Source organism: Actinomadura pelletieri DSM 43383 (assembly GCF_003634705.1).
In the GTDB taxonomy this organism is placed as follows: Bacteria; Actinomycetota; Actinomycetes; order Streptosporangiales; family Streptosporangiaceae; genus Spirillospora; species Spirillospora pelletieri.
Genome location: NZ_RBWU01000004.1, coordinates 787,499 through 804,235 on the forward strand (window position 1 = coordinate 787,499; position 16,737 = coordinate 804,235).

General features: G+C 68.6%; 16 protein-coding genes and 1 pseudogene. 8 read left to right on the forward strand and 9 right to left on the reverse strand.

The genetic code is table 11. The annotated features are described in order from the left end of the window. Nucleotides 1–759 precede the first annotated feature (759 nt). Together BZB76_RS21675 and BZB76_RS21680 are read left to right on the forward strand one after the other, a co-directional pair. Nucleotides 760–1,395 carry a GNAT family N-acetyltransferase gene (locus tag BZB76_RS21675; RefSeq protein WP_121436293.1) on the forward strand — a complete coding sequence of 212 codons (636 nt, stop codon included), beginning with the start codon at nt 760–762 and terminating at the stop codon, nt 1,393–1,395. A 77-nt stretch (nt 1,396–1,472) separates the two neighbouring features. Beyond that, nucleotides 1,473–2,795: an acyltransferase family protein gene (locus BZB76_RS21680; protein WP_121436157.1), complete on the forward strand. Its 1,323-nt coding sequence runs from the start codon at nt 1,473–1,475 to the stop codon at nt 2,793–2,795. On the opposite strand, the gene BZB76_RS21685 is transcribed toward BZB76_RS21680, so the two are convergent. The 5 genes from BZB76_RS21685 to BZB76_RS21705 all read right to left on the reverse strand — a co-directional run bounded on the left by BZB76_RS21685 (nt 2,713) and on the right by BZB76_RS21705 (nt 7,945). Further along, nucleotides 2,713–3,603, reverse strand: a complete 891-nt coding sequence (locus BZB76_RS21685) for a DMT family transporter (protein ID WP_121436158.1) — start codon at nt 3,601–3,603, stop codon at nt 2,713–2,715. The genes BZB76_RS21680 and BZB76_RS21685 overlap by 83 nt on opposite strands. After that, a complete protein-coding gene (locus BZB76_RS21690; RefSeq protein ID WP_121436159.1) occupies nt 3,603–5,027 on the reverse strand; it encodes a wax ester/triacylglycerol synthase domain-containing protein in 1,425 nt (474 codons plus the stop codon). Before BZB76_RS21690 ends, BZB76_RS21685 begins: the two co-directional genes overlap by 1 nt. Nucleotides 5,028–5,447: 420 nt before the next feature. Further along, on the reverse strand, nt 5,448–5,645 hold the full coding sequence (locus tag BZB76_RS21695) for an MbtH family protein (RefSeq protein ID WP_121436160.1): 198 nt from the start codon (nt 5,643–5,645) through the stop codon (nt 5,448–5,450). Nucleotide 5,646: 1 nt separating this feature from the next. Beyond that, complete coding sequence (locus BZB76_RS21700) at nt 5,647–6,936, reverse strand: lysine N(6)-hydroxylase/L-ornithine N(5)-oxygenase family protein (RefSeq protein WP_121436161.1); 1,290 nt, start codon at nt 6,934–6,936, stop codon at nt 5,647–5,649. Nucleotides 6,937–6,946: 10 nt separating this feature from the next. Continuing rightward, nucleotides 6,947–7,945, reverse strand: coding sequence for an iron-siderophore ABC transporter substrate-binding protein (locus BZB76_RS21705; protein WP_170180699.1), 999 nt, complete (start codon nt 7,943–7,945; stop codon nt 6,947–6,949). A 368-nt stretch (nt 7,946–8,313) separates the two neighbouring features. On the opposite strand from BZB76_RS21705, the pseudogene BZB76_RS21710 reads away from it, so the two are divergent. After that, nucleotides 8,314–9,159: pseudogene (locus BZB76_RS21710) on the forward strand (salicylate synthase); the annotation flags it as partial. On the opposite strand, the gene BZB76_RS21715 reads toward BZB76_RS21710, so the two are convergent. The 4 genes from BZB76_RS21715 to BZB76_RS21730 all read right to left on the reverse strand — a co-directional run bounded on the left by BZB76_RS21715 (nt 9,062) and on the right by BZB76_RS21730 (nt 12,377). Then, nucleotides 9,062–9,631, reverse strand: coding sequence for a hypothetical protein (locus tag BZB76_RS21715; protein WP_121436164.1), 570 nt, complete (start codon nt 9,629–9,631; stop codon nt 9,062–9,064). The pseudogene BZB76_RS21710 and the gene BZB76_RS21715 sit on opposite strands and share 98 nt — an antisense overlap. Further along, nucleotides 9,628–10,062, reverse strand: a complete 435-nt coding sequence (locus tag BZB76_RS21720) for an ATP-binding protein (protein ID WP_121436165.1) — start codon at nt 10,060–10,062, stop codon at nt 9,628–9,630. Before BZB76_RS21720 ends, BZB76_RS21715 begins: the two co-directional genes overlap by 4 nt. A 636-nt stretch (nt 10,063–10,698) precedes the next feature. Beyond that, nucleotides 10,699–11,091, reverse strand: coding sequence for a hypothetical protein (locus tag BZB76_RS21725; RefSeq protein ID WP_121436166.1), 393 nt, complete (start codon nt 11,089–11,091; stop codon nt 10,699–10,701). 140 nt (nt 11,092–11,231) lie between these two features. Beyond that, nucleotides 11,232–12,377: a PKD domain-containing protein gene (locus tag BZB76_RS21730; RefSeq protein ID WP_170180700.1), complete on the reverse strand. Its 1,146-nt coding sequence runs from the start codon at nt 12,375–12,377 to the stop codon at nt 11,232–11,234. Nucleotides 12,378–12,746: 369 nt separating this feature from the next. Here BZB76_RS21730 and BZB76_RS21735 point away from each other — a divergent pair, with 369 nt between their 5' ends. From BZB76_RS21735 to BZB76_RS21755, 5 genes are all read left to right on the forward strand, one after another. Further along, complete coding sequence (locus BZB76_RS21735) at nt 12,747–13,088, forward strand: DUF5713 family protein (protein WP_121436168.1); 342 nt, start codon at nt 12,747–12,749, stop codon at nt 13,086–13,088. Nucleotides 13,089–13,233: 145 nt separating this feature from the next. Then, complete coding sequence (locus BZB76_RS21740; RefSeq protein WP_121436169.1) at nt 13,234–13,707, forward strand: hypothetical protein; 474 nt, start codon at nt 13,234–13,236, stop codon at nt 13,705–13,707. Between the two features lie 451 nt (nt 13,708–14,158). Further along, the gene (locus BZB76_RS34280) at nt 14,159–15,694 is read left to right on the forward strand and encodes a hypothetical protein (RefSeq protein ID WP_147449490.1); all 1,536 of its coding nucleotides are present in this window, start codon (nt 14,159–14,161) and stop codon (nt 15,692–15,694) included. Continuing rightward, nucleotides 15,678–16,133 (forward strand): hypothetical protein, encoded by a 456-nt coding sequence (locus tag BZB76_RS21750; RefSeq protein ID WP_121436171.1) that lies wholly within the window; start codon nt 15,678–15,680, stop codon nt 16,131–16,133. The genes BZB76_RS34280 and BZB76_RS21750 overlap by 17 nt, the downstream gene beginning before the upstream one ends. Further along, on the forward strand, nt 16,133–16,660 hold the full coding sequence (locus tag BZB76_RS21755) for a hypothetical protein (protein WP_121436172.1): 528 nt from the start codon (nt 16,133–16,135) through the stop codon (nt 16,658–16,660). Before BZB76_RS21750 ends, BZB76_RS21755 begins: the two co-directional genes overlap by 1 nt. Nucleotides 16,661–16,737: the final 77 nt, after the last annotated feature.

Here is a 16,737-nt window from a genome sequence, read left to right on the forward strand (position 1 = left end):
CGGACACGGCCGCATTCCGTTCGCCGTAGCAACTCGATTGAAGCGAACGCGACGATCGCGCGGACCAACCGCCGGACGTCGGCGCCCACCACGTGACCCCTGGAGAACGCCAACTCATCCAGCCCACCCAGGCCAAAGAGGCGGTCGCGCAGCGGCGAGCACCCGTCCGAAGCACGGCCGCGCTCGTTCGCCGTAGCGGCTCGACCAGGCCGAACGCGACGATCGCGCGGACCAACCGCCGGACGTCGGGTGCACCTCGTGACACTTGGCAAACACCAACTCATCCAGCCCACCTAGGCCGTAGAGGCGGTCGGACGGCGGCGAGCACCCGTCCGAAGCACGGCCGCGTCCGTTCGCCGTAGCGGCTCGACCAGGCCGAACGCGACGATCGCGCGGACCAACCGCCGGACGTCGGGTGCACCTCGTGACACTTGGCAAACACCAACTCATCCAGCCCACCTAGGCCGTAGAGGCGGTCGGACGGCGACGAGCACCCGTCCGAAGCACGGCCGCGTCCGTTCGCCGTAGCGGCTCGACCAGGCCGAACGCGACGATCGCGCGGACCAACCGCCGGTCGTCGGGTGCACCGCGTGACCCATGGCAAACACCAACTCATCCAGCCCACCCGTGCTATAGGAAGCGGTCGGGCGGCGGCGAGCACCCGTTTGAGGTCCCTTGTCCGGACGTCGGTTTCGTGTGCTCTTGACGTGTGGGCGCGTGACGGTGAAGATCAGCGCGTCCCCCGGGAGGCCGCGCATCATGACAGACGAGCCCAGAACGTCTTTGGTCGTCCGGTCGGCGGGTGCGGGCGACGCCGCGGCGATCGCGGCCGTCCTCGGCCGCGCCTTCTATGACGATCCGCTCTGGAGCTGGCTGGTGCCGGACGACGCCACCCGCGTACGGCGGCTGACCGGGCTGTTCGAGGTGATGCTGCGCCGGGTGCATCTCCCGACCGGTGGCACCGAGTCCGTTGGGCGCGGCGCGCGGACGGAGGCGGCGGCGCTGTGGGCCCCGCCCGACCGCTGGCGCGTGCCCGTCCGCGTGCAGGTGGCCCAGGCCGTGCCGCTGATCCGCGCCTTCGGCTTGCGGACGCCCGCCTCACTGCGCACGCTCGGCGAGGTCGAGAAGCACCATCCCCGGGAGCCGCACTGGTACCTGGCGGTCATCGGCACCGATCCGCCGGCGCAGGGCGACGGGCTGGGCACTGCGCTGCTGCGGTCGCGGCTCGACCGTTGCGACGCCGAGGGGATCCCCGCCTATCTGGAGAGTTCGAAGGAACGCAACGTGCCGTATTACGAGCGGTTCGGGTTCCGGGTGACGCGGGAGCTGGCGCTGTCGGGTAAGGGCGCGCCGCCGATCTGGCTCATGTGGCGGGATCCCGGCCAGGGCGGCTGATCCGTTCACGGACGTGTGGGGCTCGTCACACAGCGTTGGGGCTCCCTCACCGGATCGCGGCCCCTAAGGTGGCCCGAATGCCGACGAACACCCTGACTCCCCCGGAAACACGGATCGGCACCCGCCCGGACAGGGCGTCCCGCATGGACTGGCTGGACGCCCTGCGCGGTCTCGCCGCGCTGGTCGTGGTGTTCGAGCACACCCTGGACGTGCTGCTGCCCGAGGTCCGCGAGACGGCGAGCCCGTGGTTCGACTTCGGCCGGTACGGGGTGTTCGTGTTCTTCCTCGTCAGTGGGTACGTCGTACCGTCCTCGCTGGAACGGCACGGCAGCGTCGAACGATTCTGGGTGGGTCGCGCCTTCCGGCTCTATCCCGCCTGGGCGGTGTCGGCGGTGCTCGCGCTGCTGCTCGGCATGGCGGGCCTGTCATACGGGCTGCCCGCCGCGCTCGGCGAGCGTCCGTGGGCGTCGACCCTCGCGCACCTGACGATGATGCAGGACCTTCTGGGCGTCCCGAACGCGCTCAACGTCTACTGGACGCTGTCCTACGAGATGGTGTTCTACCTGCTGGTCACGGCGATGTTCGTCGCCGGTGTGCATCGTTCCGGCGCGCGGGTGGCGCTGGGGTTCGGTGTCGGCGCGGCGATCCTGGGCGTGGCGCTGCCGTCCGGGCTGCTGGCGTCCCGGTGGCCGGGCGGGACGATCCTCGTCGCCGCGTTGTCGCTCGTCGGCGGGCTCGCGGCGATGGCCTCTCCGCGGCGGGGCGTGCGCCGCTCGGGGGTCGCGGTCGTGGCCGCGCTGGCGCTGGGCCTGCTCGTTCTCAACAGCCGCATCGGCGCCATCGAGAGCCTGTGCGTCATCGCCACGATGTTCGCCGGGACCGCCATACGCGGCGTCCACGACGGGCGGCTGCGCGTCCGGCCCGCCGTCGCGACCATCGCCGTCGTCGCCGTGTTCACGCTGGTCGCGGGGCTGCGCGCGCCGACCTCGTGGGCCCTGCACGCCAATCCGAACCCGCTCGGCGTCGACTGGTCCGTGGCCGTGGGCGCCGCGTGGCTGACGTTCCTCGCCGCCCTGCTGCTACGCGACCGTCCGATGCCCCGGGCCCTGGTCTGGTCGGGGCTGGTGAGCTACTCGCTGTATCTGCTGCATCCCCTGGTGATCCAGGTGGTGTGGCACGCGGCCGGACGCGAGCCCGGCACACTTCCCGGTTTCGTCCGGCTCGCCTGGGGCGTGCTGCTGGTCACGGTCGTCCTCGGGTGCGCGGCTTTTACATACCGCTATGTGGAACTTCCCGCGCAGCGCGCCGGACGTCGCCTCACGGCGCGGCCCCGTCGGGGGTCTCTTCGTGCCGCCGGGTGGCGGCCGCGGACCGCGACAGCATCGCCACCCCGGCGGTGAGGAGCACGGCGGTGACCGACACGGCGACGAACGCGGACGCCGTACGCGGCGGAAGGGTCTCGAAGGCGAGCACCGCCACCAGGTAGGACGCGATGGGGTTCGTCATGGTCATCGCGGTCATCGCGGCGGGCAGCGACCCGGCGGCGAACGCCCGCTGCTCCAGGACGAGCCCGAGCAGCGTGCTCCCGGCGAGGGCGTACCCGGGCCAGTCGACGGCGGTGGCCGCCACACCGTCGTCGAGGAGGCCGGCGGTGGTGAGCTTGATCAGCACGGCGGTCGCGGCGAAGAACAGGCCGGCGCAGACGCCGAGGAGCGCCGCCCTGATCGGACCCCGGCGCAGCCATGCCGCCCGGGACAGCACGATCACCAGCGGCAGGGCGATCAGCCCGGCGAGCAGCAGTCGCGGCCGGGACGGCTCCCCCGCGGGCGGGATCGCGCCCGGCACGGTGAACAGGACGGCGAGACCCGCCGACACGGCGACCCCGCCGAGCAGGTCCATCCGCGCGGGGCGCCGTCCGGTGCCGACCGTGCCGAGCAGGATGGTGAACACGAGCTGGGTGACCAGGAGCGGCTGGACGATCGCGGTCGACCCGAAGTGCAACGCGACGGCCTGGGTGAAGAACCCGGCGAGGTTCACCGCCCATCCGGTCAGCCACACCGGATCGCGGACCAGCCGCCGGATCAGGCCCTGCGCCGCCGTGGCGTCCAGTCCGCCGCGCACGGCACGCCGGGCCGCGCGGTACTGCAACGCCGCCGCCCCGGCGAACAGGAACGCGGCGAGCAGGCCGAACGCGGCGGACCAGGCCATCAGGATGTCCCGGCCCGGGTGTCGCCGTCCGCGCCGAGACCGGCGGTCAGTTCGTCGAACGCCCGCGCCATCCCGCCGGTGAACGTGTCCGCCTCGGGAAGCAGCGCGGGCTCGGCGGTCACGGAGATGTGCAGCGCCCCGTTCCAGCTCAGCGCGCCCACGGCGAACGGCACACCGTCGGCGAGCGGCAGGATCGGGTGGACGTCGCCGAGCGGCGCGCCCGCCATCGACATCGGCACCGCGGGTCCGGGCATGTTGGACACGATCCCGCCGAAGTACCGGCCCCGGTACGTGCCGCGCGCGGCGCGGGCGTGCAGCCACGGCGGCAGGACGCCGATCATGCCGACCACGGCGGTGCTTGCCACCGCCCGGCCCGACCTGCGGCGCCGCTCGGCGGACCGGTGCACGGCCGCGAGCCGCTCGTGGACGGGCATCGGGTCGACGGGAACGTCCAGCCGCAGCGCGGCCGTCAGGTTGCCCGGCACGGCGGTGCGGCCCCGGCCGGGCGGGGCGGGCGCGCGCAGCGTCATCGGCACGGCGGCGCGCAGGGCCCGGCCGTCGGCGCGTTCGCCGCGGCGGGCGAGCGCGTCCGCGACGACCTCGCCGACCAGCGCGAGCAGCACGTCGGTGACGCGGACACCGGCGGACCTGGCGGCGTCCCGCACCCGGTCGAGCGGCAGCGTGACCGTCCCGAAGGAGCGGTCGGACCCCATGGCGTCGGTGCCGCTCCGGACGAGTGACACCGTCGGCGCGGTGCCGTCCAGCCCGAGCAGGAGCAGGCCGGGGACGACGGCGGCGGCGCGCGCGAACCCACCGGGACCTCGCATCGGCGCCGCCTCCGGTAGCGGCGGCTCCAGGATGCCGCGCAGGATGTCGACGACGCCGATGCCGTCCGCGATGGCATGGTGGAGAAGGATCACGACGGCGTCCGGCCCCGCCGACCCGTCCGCGACGAGCCAGACACGCCACAGGGGACGGTCCAGGTCGAGGGGCGCGGCGACAAGGCGGGCGACGAGATCGTCGAGCGCGCGGCGCCCGCCGGGCGCGGGCAGGTCGATGGACCGGACATGCCGGTCGAGGTCGATCTCGCCGGCGTCGACCCAGCGGGGCCGCCGTGCCCGGCCACCGGGGACGATTCGCTGCGTGAGGCGCGGCAGCCTCGGCAGCCGCTCGGCCATGAGGTCACGCATCCGGTCGACGGGCGGCCCCGGCCCGGCGAACTCGGCGACACCGCCGACGACCTGCGGGACGGCGGCGCTCTCGACATGCAGAAAGAACGCGTCGGCGGCCGCGACCCGCTGCGCCTGTGCTCTTCCCCCGTCCCTTTCCCTGTCCCTTCCCTGCCCCCGCCGCCGTGCCCGTCGCGGGGGCCGCGCGGGCCGGGCGTCCTCCGGATCGGCCGCACCCGCCTCGGAACGGATCAACGCGCCCCTCCCGCCTCATCCGTCACACCGCCCACTACCGATCATCTTCCCCGTCATCGACAGCAACGACCAGGGTCGGTTTATTGCGATGCGTTCGCAGTGGACGTGAGCGGCGGGTGCGGCGAGGCGGACGAGGCGTCCCGGCGGATCGGGCTCAGCGCCTCGGGCACGGCGGGGGTGGGTGGCCGGCGGGCGAGACGGTCCCGCGGCGTCCGCCCCGGCACCGCGGGACCGTCCGGCCCGCCGGCGACCACCGGTGCGCGTCAGGCCGCCGCGCGGGCTCCCCTCCTCAACAGCCCACGGGCGCCACGGCGCTCCGGCTCCCACCATGTTCAGCGTACGTCCGCCGTGATGTGTCACACGGGTGGTCTACCAGGGACGATGCACCGGCACGGCTTCCGTGGGACCAGCCGGACGGGGTCAGGACCGCAGGCTTCGCGGGCGCAGGTCGGTCCAGTTCTCGGTGATGTGGGTGAGGCAGTCCGCCCTCGCGGCGGGGCCGAACACGGTCGTCCACCCGGCGGGGACGTCGGCGAACTCGGGCCACAGGGAGTGCTGGCCCTCGTCGTTGACGAGGACGAGGAACGTGCCGTCGGGGTCGTCGAACGGGTTGGTCATGTCAGATCTCCTGGGTGACGGGAGCGGAGCGGCGGGCGATGGAACGGACGATCTCACCGGTGCGGACGGCGGTCATGGACAGCAGGGACGAGGCGATGCCGTGGCTGTGCTCGGTGGCGCCCTGAAGGTAGACGTTCCAGCGCGGCCCGGGTGCGGTGGCGACACGGTAGTCGCGTTCCACGACGGGACGTCCGTCGGAGCCGGTCCGGCAGTGGGCTGCGGCCTCGCCGAGCAGGGCGAGGGGGTCGCGCTCGCGGTAGCCGGTGGCGTAGACGAGAACGTCGGCGTCCAGCTCGGTCTCCTCACCGGTCGGCATGAACCGCACCCTCGCGCGCACTCCCCCGGGCTCCTCCCCGACGTCCACCAGACGGGAGGCGTTGAGGATGCGGAGCCGTTCGGCGCCCGCGACCTTCTCGGCGTAGGAGCGCCGGTACAGCTCGTCGATGAGGTCGAGGTCGACCACGGAGTAGTTGGTGTTGCGCGAGTAGTCGAACAACATCCGCTTCACCTCGTCGGAGGCCGCGTAGTAGTGGTCGACGGCCTCCGGGTCGAAGATGCGGTTGGCGAACGAACTGTCGTCGGCGGGCGAGTACCCGTACCGGGCGAACACCGCGCACACCTCGGCGTCCACGAAGGTGCGGTGCAGGTATTCGACGGCCTCGGCGGCGCTCTGCCCCGCGCCGACCACGACGAACCGCTTCGGGTGCCATCCGGGACGCTCGCCGAGGCGCGTGAGCAGGTCCTCGGTGTGCCAGATCCGCTCGCCCGCCTGGACACCGTCCGGCAGGACGGGTTCCAGACCGGCGCCGATGACCACGTTGCGGGTCAGGTGCCTCTCCAGTTCGTCGCCACGCCGCACGACGACTTCGAGGGTGTCGTCGTCGTAGGGGCGCAGCGCGACCACTTCGGACCCGTAGCGGACCCGATCGGTGAACGCGGCGGCCACCCATTCGAGGTAGTCGTGGAACTCCATCCGCGTCGGGAACATCGTCTTGTGGTTGACGAAGTCGATGAGGCGACCTTGGGCGTGCAGGTACGCCAGGAACGAGTAGGGGCTCGCGGGGTTGCGCAGCGTCACCAGGTCCTTCAGGAAGTGGACCTGCATGGTGGCGCCGTCGATGAGCATGCCCCGGTGCCAGCCGAACTCCTGTTGCTTCTCGAAGAACACCGCGTCCACGCCGTCCCCGTCGACCGCGGTCTCGTCGAGCGCGACGGCGAGGGCCAGGTTGGACGGACCGAATCCGACGCCCACCACGTCGCGCACGGGGGGCTGTACGCACTCCTCTGACATCGGCCGGTCCTCAGGCTGTCTTCGCCGCGGCGGCGGCCTTGGCGATCTTCGGGACGACCTGGTCGACGACGTACGGCACCGACAGCGGGGTCGGGGTGCGCAGCGGCCAGAAGGACTTGAGGTCGAGCGCCACGTACGAGCCGCGCTTGACGACGCCGAGGTCGGCGAACAGCTTGCCGCCCTCGATCTTCTTCTGTGTGGCGGGGTCGTCGTTGTAGTGGCTGATCAGCACGTCCACGTCCAGCACTGAGACCTTCTCCATGCTCAGTTCGGCGGCGAACCCGTCGCCGGGAAGCTTCTTGACGGACTCGGGCAGCACCATGCCGAACTGGTTGAGCAGCTTGACGCTGGTGTCGTTCTCCGACTTCATCACCCCGATGTTCCCGTTGGGGAAGACGCTGGTGAAGGCGACCTTCTTGCCGTTCAGCTCGGGGTGGCGGGTCCTCACGGCGGCCATTCCGGTGTCGACCCTGCCGACGAGGGCGCGGCCCTCGTCGACGCGCCCGACGGCCTTGGCGACCACCATGGTGATCGCCTGCCAGGCGTCCTCGGCGGGCCCGGTCTGGTAGGCGACGGTCGGCGCCAGCTTGGAGAGCTTGTCGTACTCCTTGTCGATGGTGAAGTCCCCCGCCGCGAGGATCAGGTCCGGGCGCAGCGCCGCGACCTCCTCCAGGTTGAACCCGGCCTCCCCCGCCTTGAGCGTCTTCGGCTTCTGGCCGGTGAGCCTGGGCGCGCTCCAGGGGGCGAGGCCGTCCGGCTGGACGCCGGTCAGCTCGACCATCCCGACGGGGGTGACGCCGAGTGCGAGCAACGCGTCCTGGTCGACCTCGCCGAGCGCGACGACGCGCTTCGGCGCGGATTCGATCCTGGCGGTGCCGAGCTTGTGGGTGATCGTGACCGGGAACGCCCCGGTCGCGGCGTTGCCGGCCGGGGCGTCGTCCGGGGGTTCGTCTTCGCCGCACGCGGCGACCGTGCCCAGGCTGAGCACGAGCGCGGCGGTGATGGCCATACGCCGCATAATGGTGCGCATAGAGGACCGCTGTCCTTCCGGGGGTTCCAGGGGGGTCGGGGAGTGTCGGGGCGATCTTAGGTTAGCCTCACCTAACCACGCAATGGTTGCGGGGGTCTCGGCGGCCTCGCCCGACGCCTCACGGCTCGACCTTGCCCTGGAAAATCGGAAAAGGTTAGCCTTGCCTAAGTTTCGGGACCGTTCCGGACCCGTGAACCCGGGAGTTGGCTGCCTTGTCCGTCGATCTGCGCGCTGACGCGGAACCCGCCGAACCGGTCGTCGAGACCACCTCCGACCCCTTTCCCTGATGGCCCGGCTGGCCGGCTCGGGGATGTTCACCGAGTACGTGGTCTACGAACGGCGCGGCCTCTAAGGGCATCGTGTCCCGGCGGTTGGACGTCGTCCGTCCCGTCGACATCGTCGCGACCTCCGTGCGTGGACGTCGCACGAACACCCCGGCACGCTCGTTCCTGCTCGACCTCGACGGTTTCCAGGCCACCGGTTTCAGCCCCGAGGTTCTCGTGTCGGTGGACGCCACGGGCCACGTCACGACTCAACCCCTCGCGGGCACCCGCGCCTTCGGTCTCGGCGCCGCCACCGACGCCCGCACCCCGCACGACCTGGAGACCGACCCGAAGGAGATCTACGAGCCCGCCGTCTCCGTCCGCACCTTCCAGGAGGAGCTGTACCGGGTCTGCCATCCCGGGACCGTTCAGGTCACGGGGTTCATGGCGGTGAAGGAACGCGGCGGCGTCCAGCGCCTCGGCTCCAGGGTCGGCGGCGTCCTCGCCCCCGGCCGCACGTCCTGGGACGCCTTCGACGCCCTGTTCCCCGGCGTCACCGTGTCCGGCATCCCGAAACCGGACTCGATCGAGGCGATCACCCGCCTCCACGCGCACCGCGGCCTGTACTCCGGCGCCGTCATCGCGGTCTCCCACGACGGCGCCCTCGACTCCGCCCTCGTCCTGCGCGCCCTCTGCAACCGCGACGGCCGCGCCTGGCTCCGCGCGGACGCGGGGATCGTCGACGCGTCCACCCCCGACCGCGAGTACGAGAAGACCCGCGAGAAACTTTCCAGCATCGCGCCCCACATCGTCACCTCCCCACTGAACCGACTCACAAGGCGCCGCGCTGATAGGCGTGGTACTGGGACACGAGGGTGGGGGTGTCGTACGAGGGCCACAAGGTCATCTCGCCGGTGTCGCGGTCGATGATGAGGACACCGCCGGGCGTCCCGGACGGCGGGTCGGCGGGCCGGACGACGAAGCCCCTGTCGAACGGCTCGACGGACAGCAGCACGGGATGCCCCGCGGTCTTGGTGTACCAGGCGTCGGCGAGCCGCCATGCCTCGGGACGGTCGACCGGGGCCGTCCGCAGACCGTAGGCGGCGAGGACGTCGGAGACGGCACGGACCGTCCGGCAGCGGCTGATGCCGCAGGCCAGGCAGACGACCTGGCCATCGGCGTCGCGGCCGTAGCGGTGGGCGGTGAGGACGGTGTTCAACGCCGCGGACGTCGCGAGGGCCAGCGTCCGCGCCGTCCGCACAAAGGACAGCGTGTACGGGTCAAGCGTGCCCGCGTTGCGTTCGACGAGGAGGTCGAGCGCGCGCGGGTCCGCCCGCATGGCGGCGGTCATGGCCGACCGCACCTGCGCGGCGGTCGTCCCCCGCAGGTCGCGGCGGCTCATGCCACCGCTCCGAGGGTCGTGTCGAAGAGCGCGGCGACGGTACGGGAGCGGTCGTTACCGAACCACCCCCACCCGGCCGCGAGCAACGACACGGTACGCAGGCCCCGACCGGACTCGGCGTACTCCTCGACATCGGTGACGGCGGGTTCGGACGGGGCGCCCTCATCGGTGACGGAGACGGCGACCGCTCCGTCCCAGCGAATGACCTCGACGCCGAAGACGCCGCCGGGCTGCCCCGACTTGGTGTGGCGGAGCGCGTTGACCACGAGTTCGTCGACCGCGAGAAGCACCTCGTCCAACTGGGGACAGTCGGCGAGAAGCGCGGCGGCGAAGCGGCGGGCGGCGCGGGCCTGGTCGAGTCCACCGGGGAAGTCACGCCGCCAGCGCAACGCGCTCACCGGGACGGACGTAACGGGAATCAGGCAGGACATGGGTTTCCTCAACAGTGTGCGTCCGGTTCGTCATCGAGCGTGTTCATCGTCACAGCACGAACCGGCGCGCACCCACGAATCCCCTAGTCAGAGCCCTGATGCGGACGCCTGCGAAACGAGCTTGGCGGCCCCGTGCACGACACCCCCGAACGCCCACCACCCGAACCTCCACCCCGCCACGCGTTCGGAAGGGCCGACCACAGACAGCTCAGTGTGGGGCTCGCCCCCTGCATCCTCTCCGCCCTAGACCAACCGGCATTCGACAACCAGCCGGGAACGTCGAGCCGGGACCTGATGCGGCACTGAAGGACGGCGCAGCCGAACCACCCGGGCGCCGCTCCCAGCCGTACGCCGCCCAAAGCAAGGAGCTGACCAACGTGCGAGACGGGTGACCAGGGGCATCCCCTTCCTGAATGGAACCTTCCCGCCGCGCGCTTGCGGTCAGCGGACGATGCGGATGTTGTTCCTGCCCGACCTCCACCGAACCCGGGTTCGCGCAGCGCCCCTACCCGATGACCGGCACGCCCGATGACCGGCACGCGGAGGCGAAGTACGCGACGTTGGAGCGCGATACGCGGTCCCGGGGCCTATCGGACGCAGCGGCACGAAGCCCGGATCTACTGCTCGCCAAGGAGGTCATCGCGTCCGTCGCCGTTTGAAAGCCGCCGCGATTCCGGCTCCGATCGCGAAGGGAATGGTGATGAGAGTCGCGAGCAGCGGCAGCGCCCAGTCCGGGTTCGTGCAAGCGAGAAGGACCGCCGGTACGACGGCGGCAGGGGCGACCAGCAGCGCCGCGATTCGCCTTCCGCCCGTCAGTAACGTCAGAGCGCCGAGGCCTAACACACCGGACGCGGCGTAGACGTGCGGCCGCGCCTCCCTCGCCGTCCGCTCCTCCTCACTGGTTCCCCAGTCCACCACCGGCACGGCTCGGCCCATGGCGCTGTAGAGCCAGCAGACGCCGATGACGATGATGACGAGCGCCACCATGGCCACGGGATCGATTCGCTTGATCCGGTCACGAATGGTCATGGGGCCATCCCATCCTTGGCGTATGCGGATTGCAATGATCAGCCTGCGCATCTTGCCGGTCGAGCGATATCGCCCCAAGTTTTCGAAGTCGATTTCGCGACCCGGGGCGACTCGCTGATCCTCTATGCGTGCGAGGTCACCTACTCGACCTTTATCGAATCGGCCGTTGCGAAGCCCATCTCGCCTTCGTCGTCCATCACGATCAGCGTGACCGTGTAGGTTCCCGCCTTCTTGTAGGTGTGGGAGACCGACTTTCCATCGTTCATTGTCGCATCGTCGAACTCCCAGAGGTACTGGACGATCTTCCCATCGGGATCACGAGAGCCGCTTGCGTCGACTTTGATGGTATCGCCGTCCCGGGTGAGCTTGAGGTGCGCCTTCGGCGGGGTATTGGACTTGGGCAGCGGCGTCGGTGCCTTGGCGTGCCGTCTGGGCGGCGCGGCGAGCTGCTGCCTAAGCACCGGGCGCAGGTGGTTCGCGTTCACGCCGTAGCCGAGCTTCGTCGGATGGAAGGAGTTGTAGAGGGGGACACGAATTCCGTTCAAGTAGTCGCCGTTGTCCTCCCTGCTGCACAGCTCGTAGCCGTCGGAGGCGGCGTAGAGATCCACCGGGATGGCTCCAACGCTCTGCGAGGAACCGATGATCGCGTTGTCCAGGCGCCTGATCCAGTTGTTGATCCACAACTGGTCGCTGACACGGATTCCGTTGCATCGTTTGATCAGCAGACCGCTCTCCCACCAGCGCCACCCGCCGCGGCGGGGGAAGAACTTGGGGTAGGTCGGGGTGATGAGGCGGGTCAGAGGCGCCCGGTGGAACAGGTCGGTGTAGACGGCCTGGAGCCGGTTGAGACCGGTGGCTGGATCGAGATTATTCACCAGCCTGTCATAGTTCGCCTGAACCCTGCTGTCGTAGGCGCGCTCGCAGGACGGTCCGCTCAAGTGACGAATGATGCAGTCCGTGAGGATCGACGCGAACCCCATGTCATTGCCACCGATACCCAGCGTCGTGACCCGGATCGAACCGGCGTTGTCGAGTACCGCGTCCGCCTGTGGCGGCTCACCCTTCATGCTCCGGTAGAGGTCGTGACTGGTGGCGCCTTCACAGGCCACGAAAGCCAGCGGCTTCGGTCCCGATCCCTCGGCGTCGAGTACGGAGACATGCGACCACTTCGAGCGGTGACAGTCACCGGTGTAGTCTTCCGTTCCGGTCCCGGCCTGGAAAGAGTCACCTAAAGCAACCCATTGTGCGCCATCGGATAACGGCTCCGCGGCGACCGGCGAGGCCATGGCCGTGACTGTCATTGCGACTCCCATCGCGACCACGGATACGGGCTTTACATACCTCATCACCGATCGTCTCCTCTCCTTGTGATCATGCTCGTTCGCCGGCGACTGCTTGTGTTCGATTTATGACAACTCATCGAACGACGAATGTTCTGTGCTGCTCGAAGATCGATCAACACTCTATGAATGACAAGGAGTCAGCCTCATCGAAAGCAACGGTGGCGACCTCACCTGCGGAGGCAGGATCTGGCCACGCTTCGCGGTAAACCAATCGACGTGTACGCGAGTCGACTTCGCCACAAGGCGGCGATGTCAGAGGCCCCGGTTACGATCGGCAACCTCCACCCAGAAGCATGCTAGGAGGCAGCCGGGATGCCGTTGACCAACCAGAACGTCCTTGGCCACGAGTTCCTCAAGGGAATGTACGACGATGGGTATTTTCCGGATCACCTCGTTGACAAGGGGAAGGCGATCCTGCTGAGGCTGTGCGAGGAAATCGAGGCCGCCCCGCCAACCGACCTGGAGCAGCTCTACCGGCTGACGCACGCCGCGACCGAGGAGTTCAACGACTTGGAAGAAGAGTTCGTGAAGGCCGGCAGCGAACTCGAAACGGCCGCCCGCGAGGTGATCGGGGAGGAGTTCTGGTTCATCGCCACAAGCTACGGGTTCTCCAACGCCGACCCCGAGGAACTGATCGCCACCCGGAACTGGTGACCCCGGACGTCCCCTGCCGAACCGATGCCTCACACGTACGCCTTCGACGCCGGCGAGCCCGGCCCTGACCGGCCCGGCCGCGCCCCGCCTGCTCTTGTCAGATTCGGCGTCCTCTGCCCGTCGGCGATTGGGCGAGAATGAGCAGATGTACTACCTCCAGGCCGCCATCGCCACCGAACATGTCCTTCGCGAGTTGGTCGGCCAGGTCGCAGAGGCTGGCTTCGTCCCTCTCAACCAAGGCCTGTGGCTCCTGCCGATGACCGACGCGCTGTTCGACACGATCACGGTCCCGGGTGCGCCTGAACTCGACGGGTTCTGGAAGGCACCTGCGGGCTTTGAACGCATGCTCATCACGTGCTCGGAAGCAGGACCCGTGGCCTACGTCGAAGCGGACTACTTCGGCGGCGTGGGAACGCAGGCCGCGCAGGTCTGGGACATGGGCAAAGTGGCCCTCGGCCCTCTGCACAAGGATGTGAACGAGCCGTTCCCGCCGACCGGGTCCCCGATCTCGCAGGCTCTGCGGCGACTCGGCGTCGCCAAGGGCAGACACTTCGACGAGTTCGACGCGGTCGGGCTCCCCCGCCACCGCGACACCGACGACTGGTTCTCGCGCACGTAGCGGACGGACCTGTCGGCCAATGGCCGAGAAGCGCCGGGAGCCGAGACACATATCCATCCCCCTGGTGCGTTAGCGAGCGCAGCGCACACCCACTGACGTGAGAGCACAGGCACGTCCAACTGCCTCGGCAGGCACCGTCCGTCCGGCGTTCACCCGCACTGCCGCATTCGTTGGCTTCCCCCACCACCGTGACGACAACGTCGCTCACTGCTCATATCAGGCACGGATACCTGGCACATCGCACAGTCATCCCGTCGACTCGTCAGCCCGGCTCGACGCGCACGAATTTCGCACGTGCGAAGAGGCGACATGCACGCTTACATGGACGCGACGCATGGAGGGTCGACCCCGCGCCACCTCCCATCCGACCCTTAGGGAAAACGGGCGATAAGTCCGTTATATGGCTGATCGTTCATGCGGACCCCGGCCACCGGCGGAAAGGGCACCAGGCGTGGGCGTCGAACGCACCAACGGCACGGACACCCGTACCGAGACCACCAACACCCACGACCGCCCCTCCGCAGCACCACCGGACAACCCCGGCGCCCCCGGCCAACCCTCCCGCCTCGAAAGCCTCCGCCGCGCCCGCGAAGAACAGCACGCAAGAGCCGCCCAAATCGCCGCGGCCCGCGAAGCCCAAACCGAACAACACGAGAGGCCCCGCGAGGACAACTCCTCAACCGAGGACACAGACCAGCCACAAGACCCCCCGGCCGAGCCGCAGGACAACGACGAGACCCGGGAACCCGACACTCAAGCCAGCAAGATTGACCGCGACCCGGAAGACCCAGACTCACAGGCCGAGACCGAGACGTCCGAGCAACCTGACATCCCGGACGAGTCCCAAAGCGCCGAGGCCGAGCCCAAGGACTCCGACGAGACGCAAGCCGAAACAGGAGAAGCCGAGCGACTCGACACCGAGAACGAGGAAAACCACACCCAGGCCACCGAGCGGACCGCACCCGACCCATCGGAAGAAACCGGCCAGGCCCAAGGCGGCGAGACCGAAACCGAAGGACTACAGGAGCACGACCGCCCGCCACACCCCCAGAACGAGCACCAACCGTCCAACACCGCCGACCATGACCCGGAAGGCGCACAGCCCAACTCCGAGGAGACCGAGCAACCCGACCTCCCGGACGAGGAACCCCACACCCAGGACACCGACCAGAGCGCCCATCGCCCACCCGACGAGACTGAGCAGCCCCAAGTCGGCGAGGCCGACAACCAGGACCCACAGGACCAAGACCAGCCGCCCCTCCCCCAACACGAGGAACCATCGTCCGACACCGCCGCTCCGGAGACCGCGACCGAGGAGACCCCGGACGAGCCAACCGGTCAAGCCCGAGACGTAGCTGACGAACAGGCCCCGGCCCCCGAACACCAACCTCACACGCCCGAGTCCCCGCCACAGCCCGAAGCACGAGCGCCTCTTCCGGACTGGCCACCCAGGACGAACGACGGCATTACCCGCTGGTCCACCCCCACCTACCGCGTGGACGACAGAACACCGGGCACCCAGGTCGAGCCCCGTGATAGGAATGCCGAGACCCAACCCACCAACGAAGAATCGAGTGAATACCGCGAACTACCCGATATCCCCCGAGACGGAACACCCGGACGCGGCGAACTCCGCAACCCAGAGGACGACCCGGCAAGCCGCGACTACTCCGAAACTCCTCCCGAACGTGCGTCCCGGCGGAAAGAACTTCTTCGCGGCGCACATGGCAGGACAGACGATACTGTAAGCTCAGCCAACCAATACATCGGTAATGCAGAAAGCATCCTGAGCGCCAAGCCGCCGACGGGCCACCCGTCCACCGCCAAAGACTCCAACCCGTTCATGAATGCGCCACAACAACAGTTGCAGGGCGGGGACCTCGTGATCGGGTTCCTTGGCGGTGCTATTGTGCTCGGTGAAGCCGGGCGGCGGTCCTACAATCTTGGCAAGCAATTGATCGGGAGAAACAATGGCCGTGACAGATGACCAGGTGGCTGCACTGCACGCCCAGCTAGCAGGTCGCACTGATGAGCATCGCCGCCTGTTGAACAAGCTCGACCGAGCGAAAGCCAATGAAGGCTACGCGGCCTTGATCACGGCCGCGTTCTTCGAGGCGACAGAAAGGCGATTCATCAAGGACGGAACCGTAGCTAACAACGCTGAGGTAATCGACTTCGTTGCCTCCTTGCGAGCAACGTCGAACGAAATACCTGACATTATCGACCCCAAGCTTGCCGAGCTGTTCATTAACTATGTCCTCGGCAAGCTTCCGACAGACGCTTTGCAAAGCATAGATGACGAAATTGCGTTCGGCATGAAGATCCTGCTATTGGCAGGGTTGATCAGAGATCTACAATTTAACGAAGCCGAACTCAGCGAGTTTCTTGCCAAGGCACGGGCCGATGCCGAGGAATTGTTCGAGTAATGGATTGGGCAGCGGTTGAAGTAGGCGATGAGCACGCGGCGGCGCTGCGCGCGTTCGTGGACGGCGACATTGAAGCATGGGAAAGCCTGCACGATCGGATGACGACCGATGAGACAGCGGCCGGCTACATGTCGATGATCTATGCCCGGTTCGCTGTGGCAGTACGACACCGGTTCTCGCCCACATACACGACTCCCGAGATTGTCCGATGGGTAGCGGATATGCGCATCGCTCTTGAAGAGGACGGAGAGCAACTCAATCCGCAAGTGACCGAGAACCTCATACGGAGTGTACTTGGCGACCCTGACCTAAGAATCGGTGATGAACTTGAAGACCCGTATGCCGTCATCCCAGCCGAATGCGCCGTTCTATCCAAGTTGGCGGCCGAGCTGGTGACTAGCGAAACTGAGTTGGAGAAGTTCATCAGAGACTCCGCTGAATTCGCCAAGCAGTGGGTAGCCGCTAAGCAAAGCCAGGCGCGGGAAGAAGCCACTTCGGGAAGCACTACGAGGAACGCCGATGCCTAAGCGTGAGGTTTACTTCTCGGCTGATGTGGAGGCCGACGGGCCGATCCCGGGGCCGTACTCCATGCAGAGCTTCGGGT

Bases quoted from the DNA above. Each gene is read 5' to 3' on its own strand.
- BZB76_RS21755 (WP_121436172.1), top strand. From the start codon at position 16,133: ATGGATTGGGCAGCGGTTGAAGTAGGCGATGAGCACGCGGCGGCGCTG.
- BZB76_RS21735 (WP_121436168.1), top strand. From the start codon at position 12,747: ATGCCGTTGACCAACCAGAACGTCCTTGGCCACGAGTTCCTCAAGGGA.
- BZB76_RS21750 (WP_121436171.1), top strand. From the start codon at position 15,678: ATGGCCGTGACAGATGACCAGGTGGCTGCACTGCACGCCCAGCTAGCA.
- BZB76_RS21675 (WP_121436293.1), top strand. From the start codon at position 760: ATGACAGACGAGCCCAGAACGTCTTTGGTCGTCCGGTCGGCGGGTGCG.
- BZB76_RS21705 (WP_170180699.1), bottom strand. From the start codon at position 7,945: ATGGCCATCACCGCCGCGCTCGTGCTCAGCCTGGGCACGGTCGCCGCG.
- BZB76_RS21695 (WP_121436160.1), bottom strand. From the start codon at position 5,645: ATGACCAACCCGTTCGACGACCCCGACGGCACGTTCCTCGTCCTCGTC.
- BZB76_RS21725 (WP_121436166.1), bottom strand. From the start codon at position 11,091: ATGACCATTCGTGACCGGATCAAGCGAATCGATCCCGTGGCCATGGTG.
- BZB76_RS21680 (WP_121436157.1), top strand. From the start codon at position 1,473: ATGCCGACGAACACCCTGACTCCCCCGGAAACACGGATCGGCACCCGC.
- BZB76_RS21685 (WP_121436158.1), bottom strand. From the start codon at position 3,603: ATGGCCTGGTCCGCCGCGTTCGGCCTGCTCGCCGCGTTCCTGTTCGCC.
- BZB76_RS21700 (WP_121436161.1), bottom strand. From the start codon at position 6,936: ATGTCAGAGGAGTGCGTACAGCCCCCCGTGCGCGACGTGGTGGGCGTC.
- BZB76_RS21715 (WP_121436164.1), bottom strand. From the start codon at position 9,631: ATGAGCCGCCGCGACCTGCGGGGGACGACCGCCGCGCAGGTGCGGTCG.
- BZB76_RS21740 (WP_121436169.1), top strand. From the start codon at position 13,234: ATGTACTACCTCCAGGCCGCCATCGCCACCGAACATGTCCTTCGCGAG.
- BZB76_RS21730 (WP_170180700.1), bottom strand. From the start codon at position 12,377: ATGGCCTCGCCGGTCGCCGCGGAGCCGTTATCCGATGGCGCACAATGG.
- BZB76_RS21720 (WP_121436165.1), bottom strand. From the start codon at position 10,062: ATGTCCTGCCTGATTCCCGTTACGTCCGTCCCGGTGAGCGCGTTGCGC.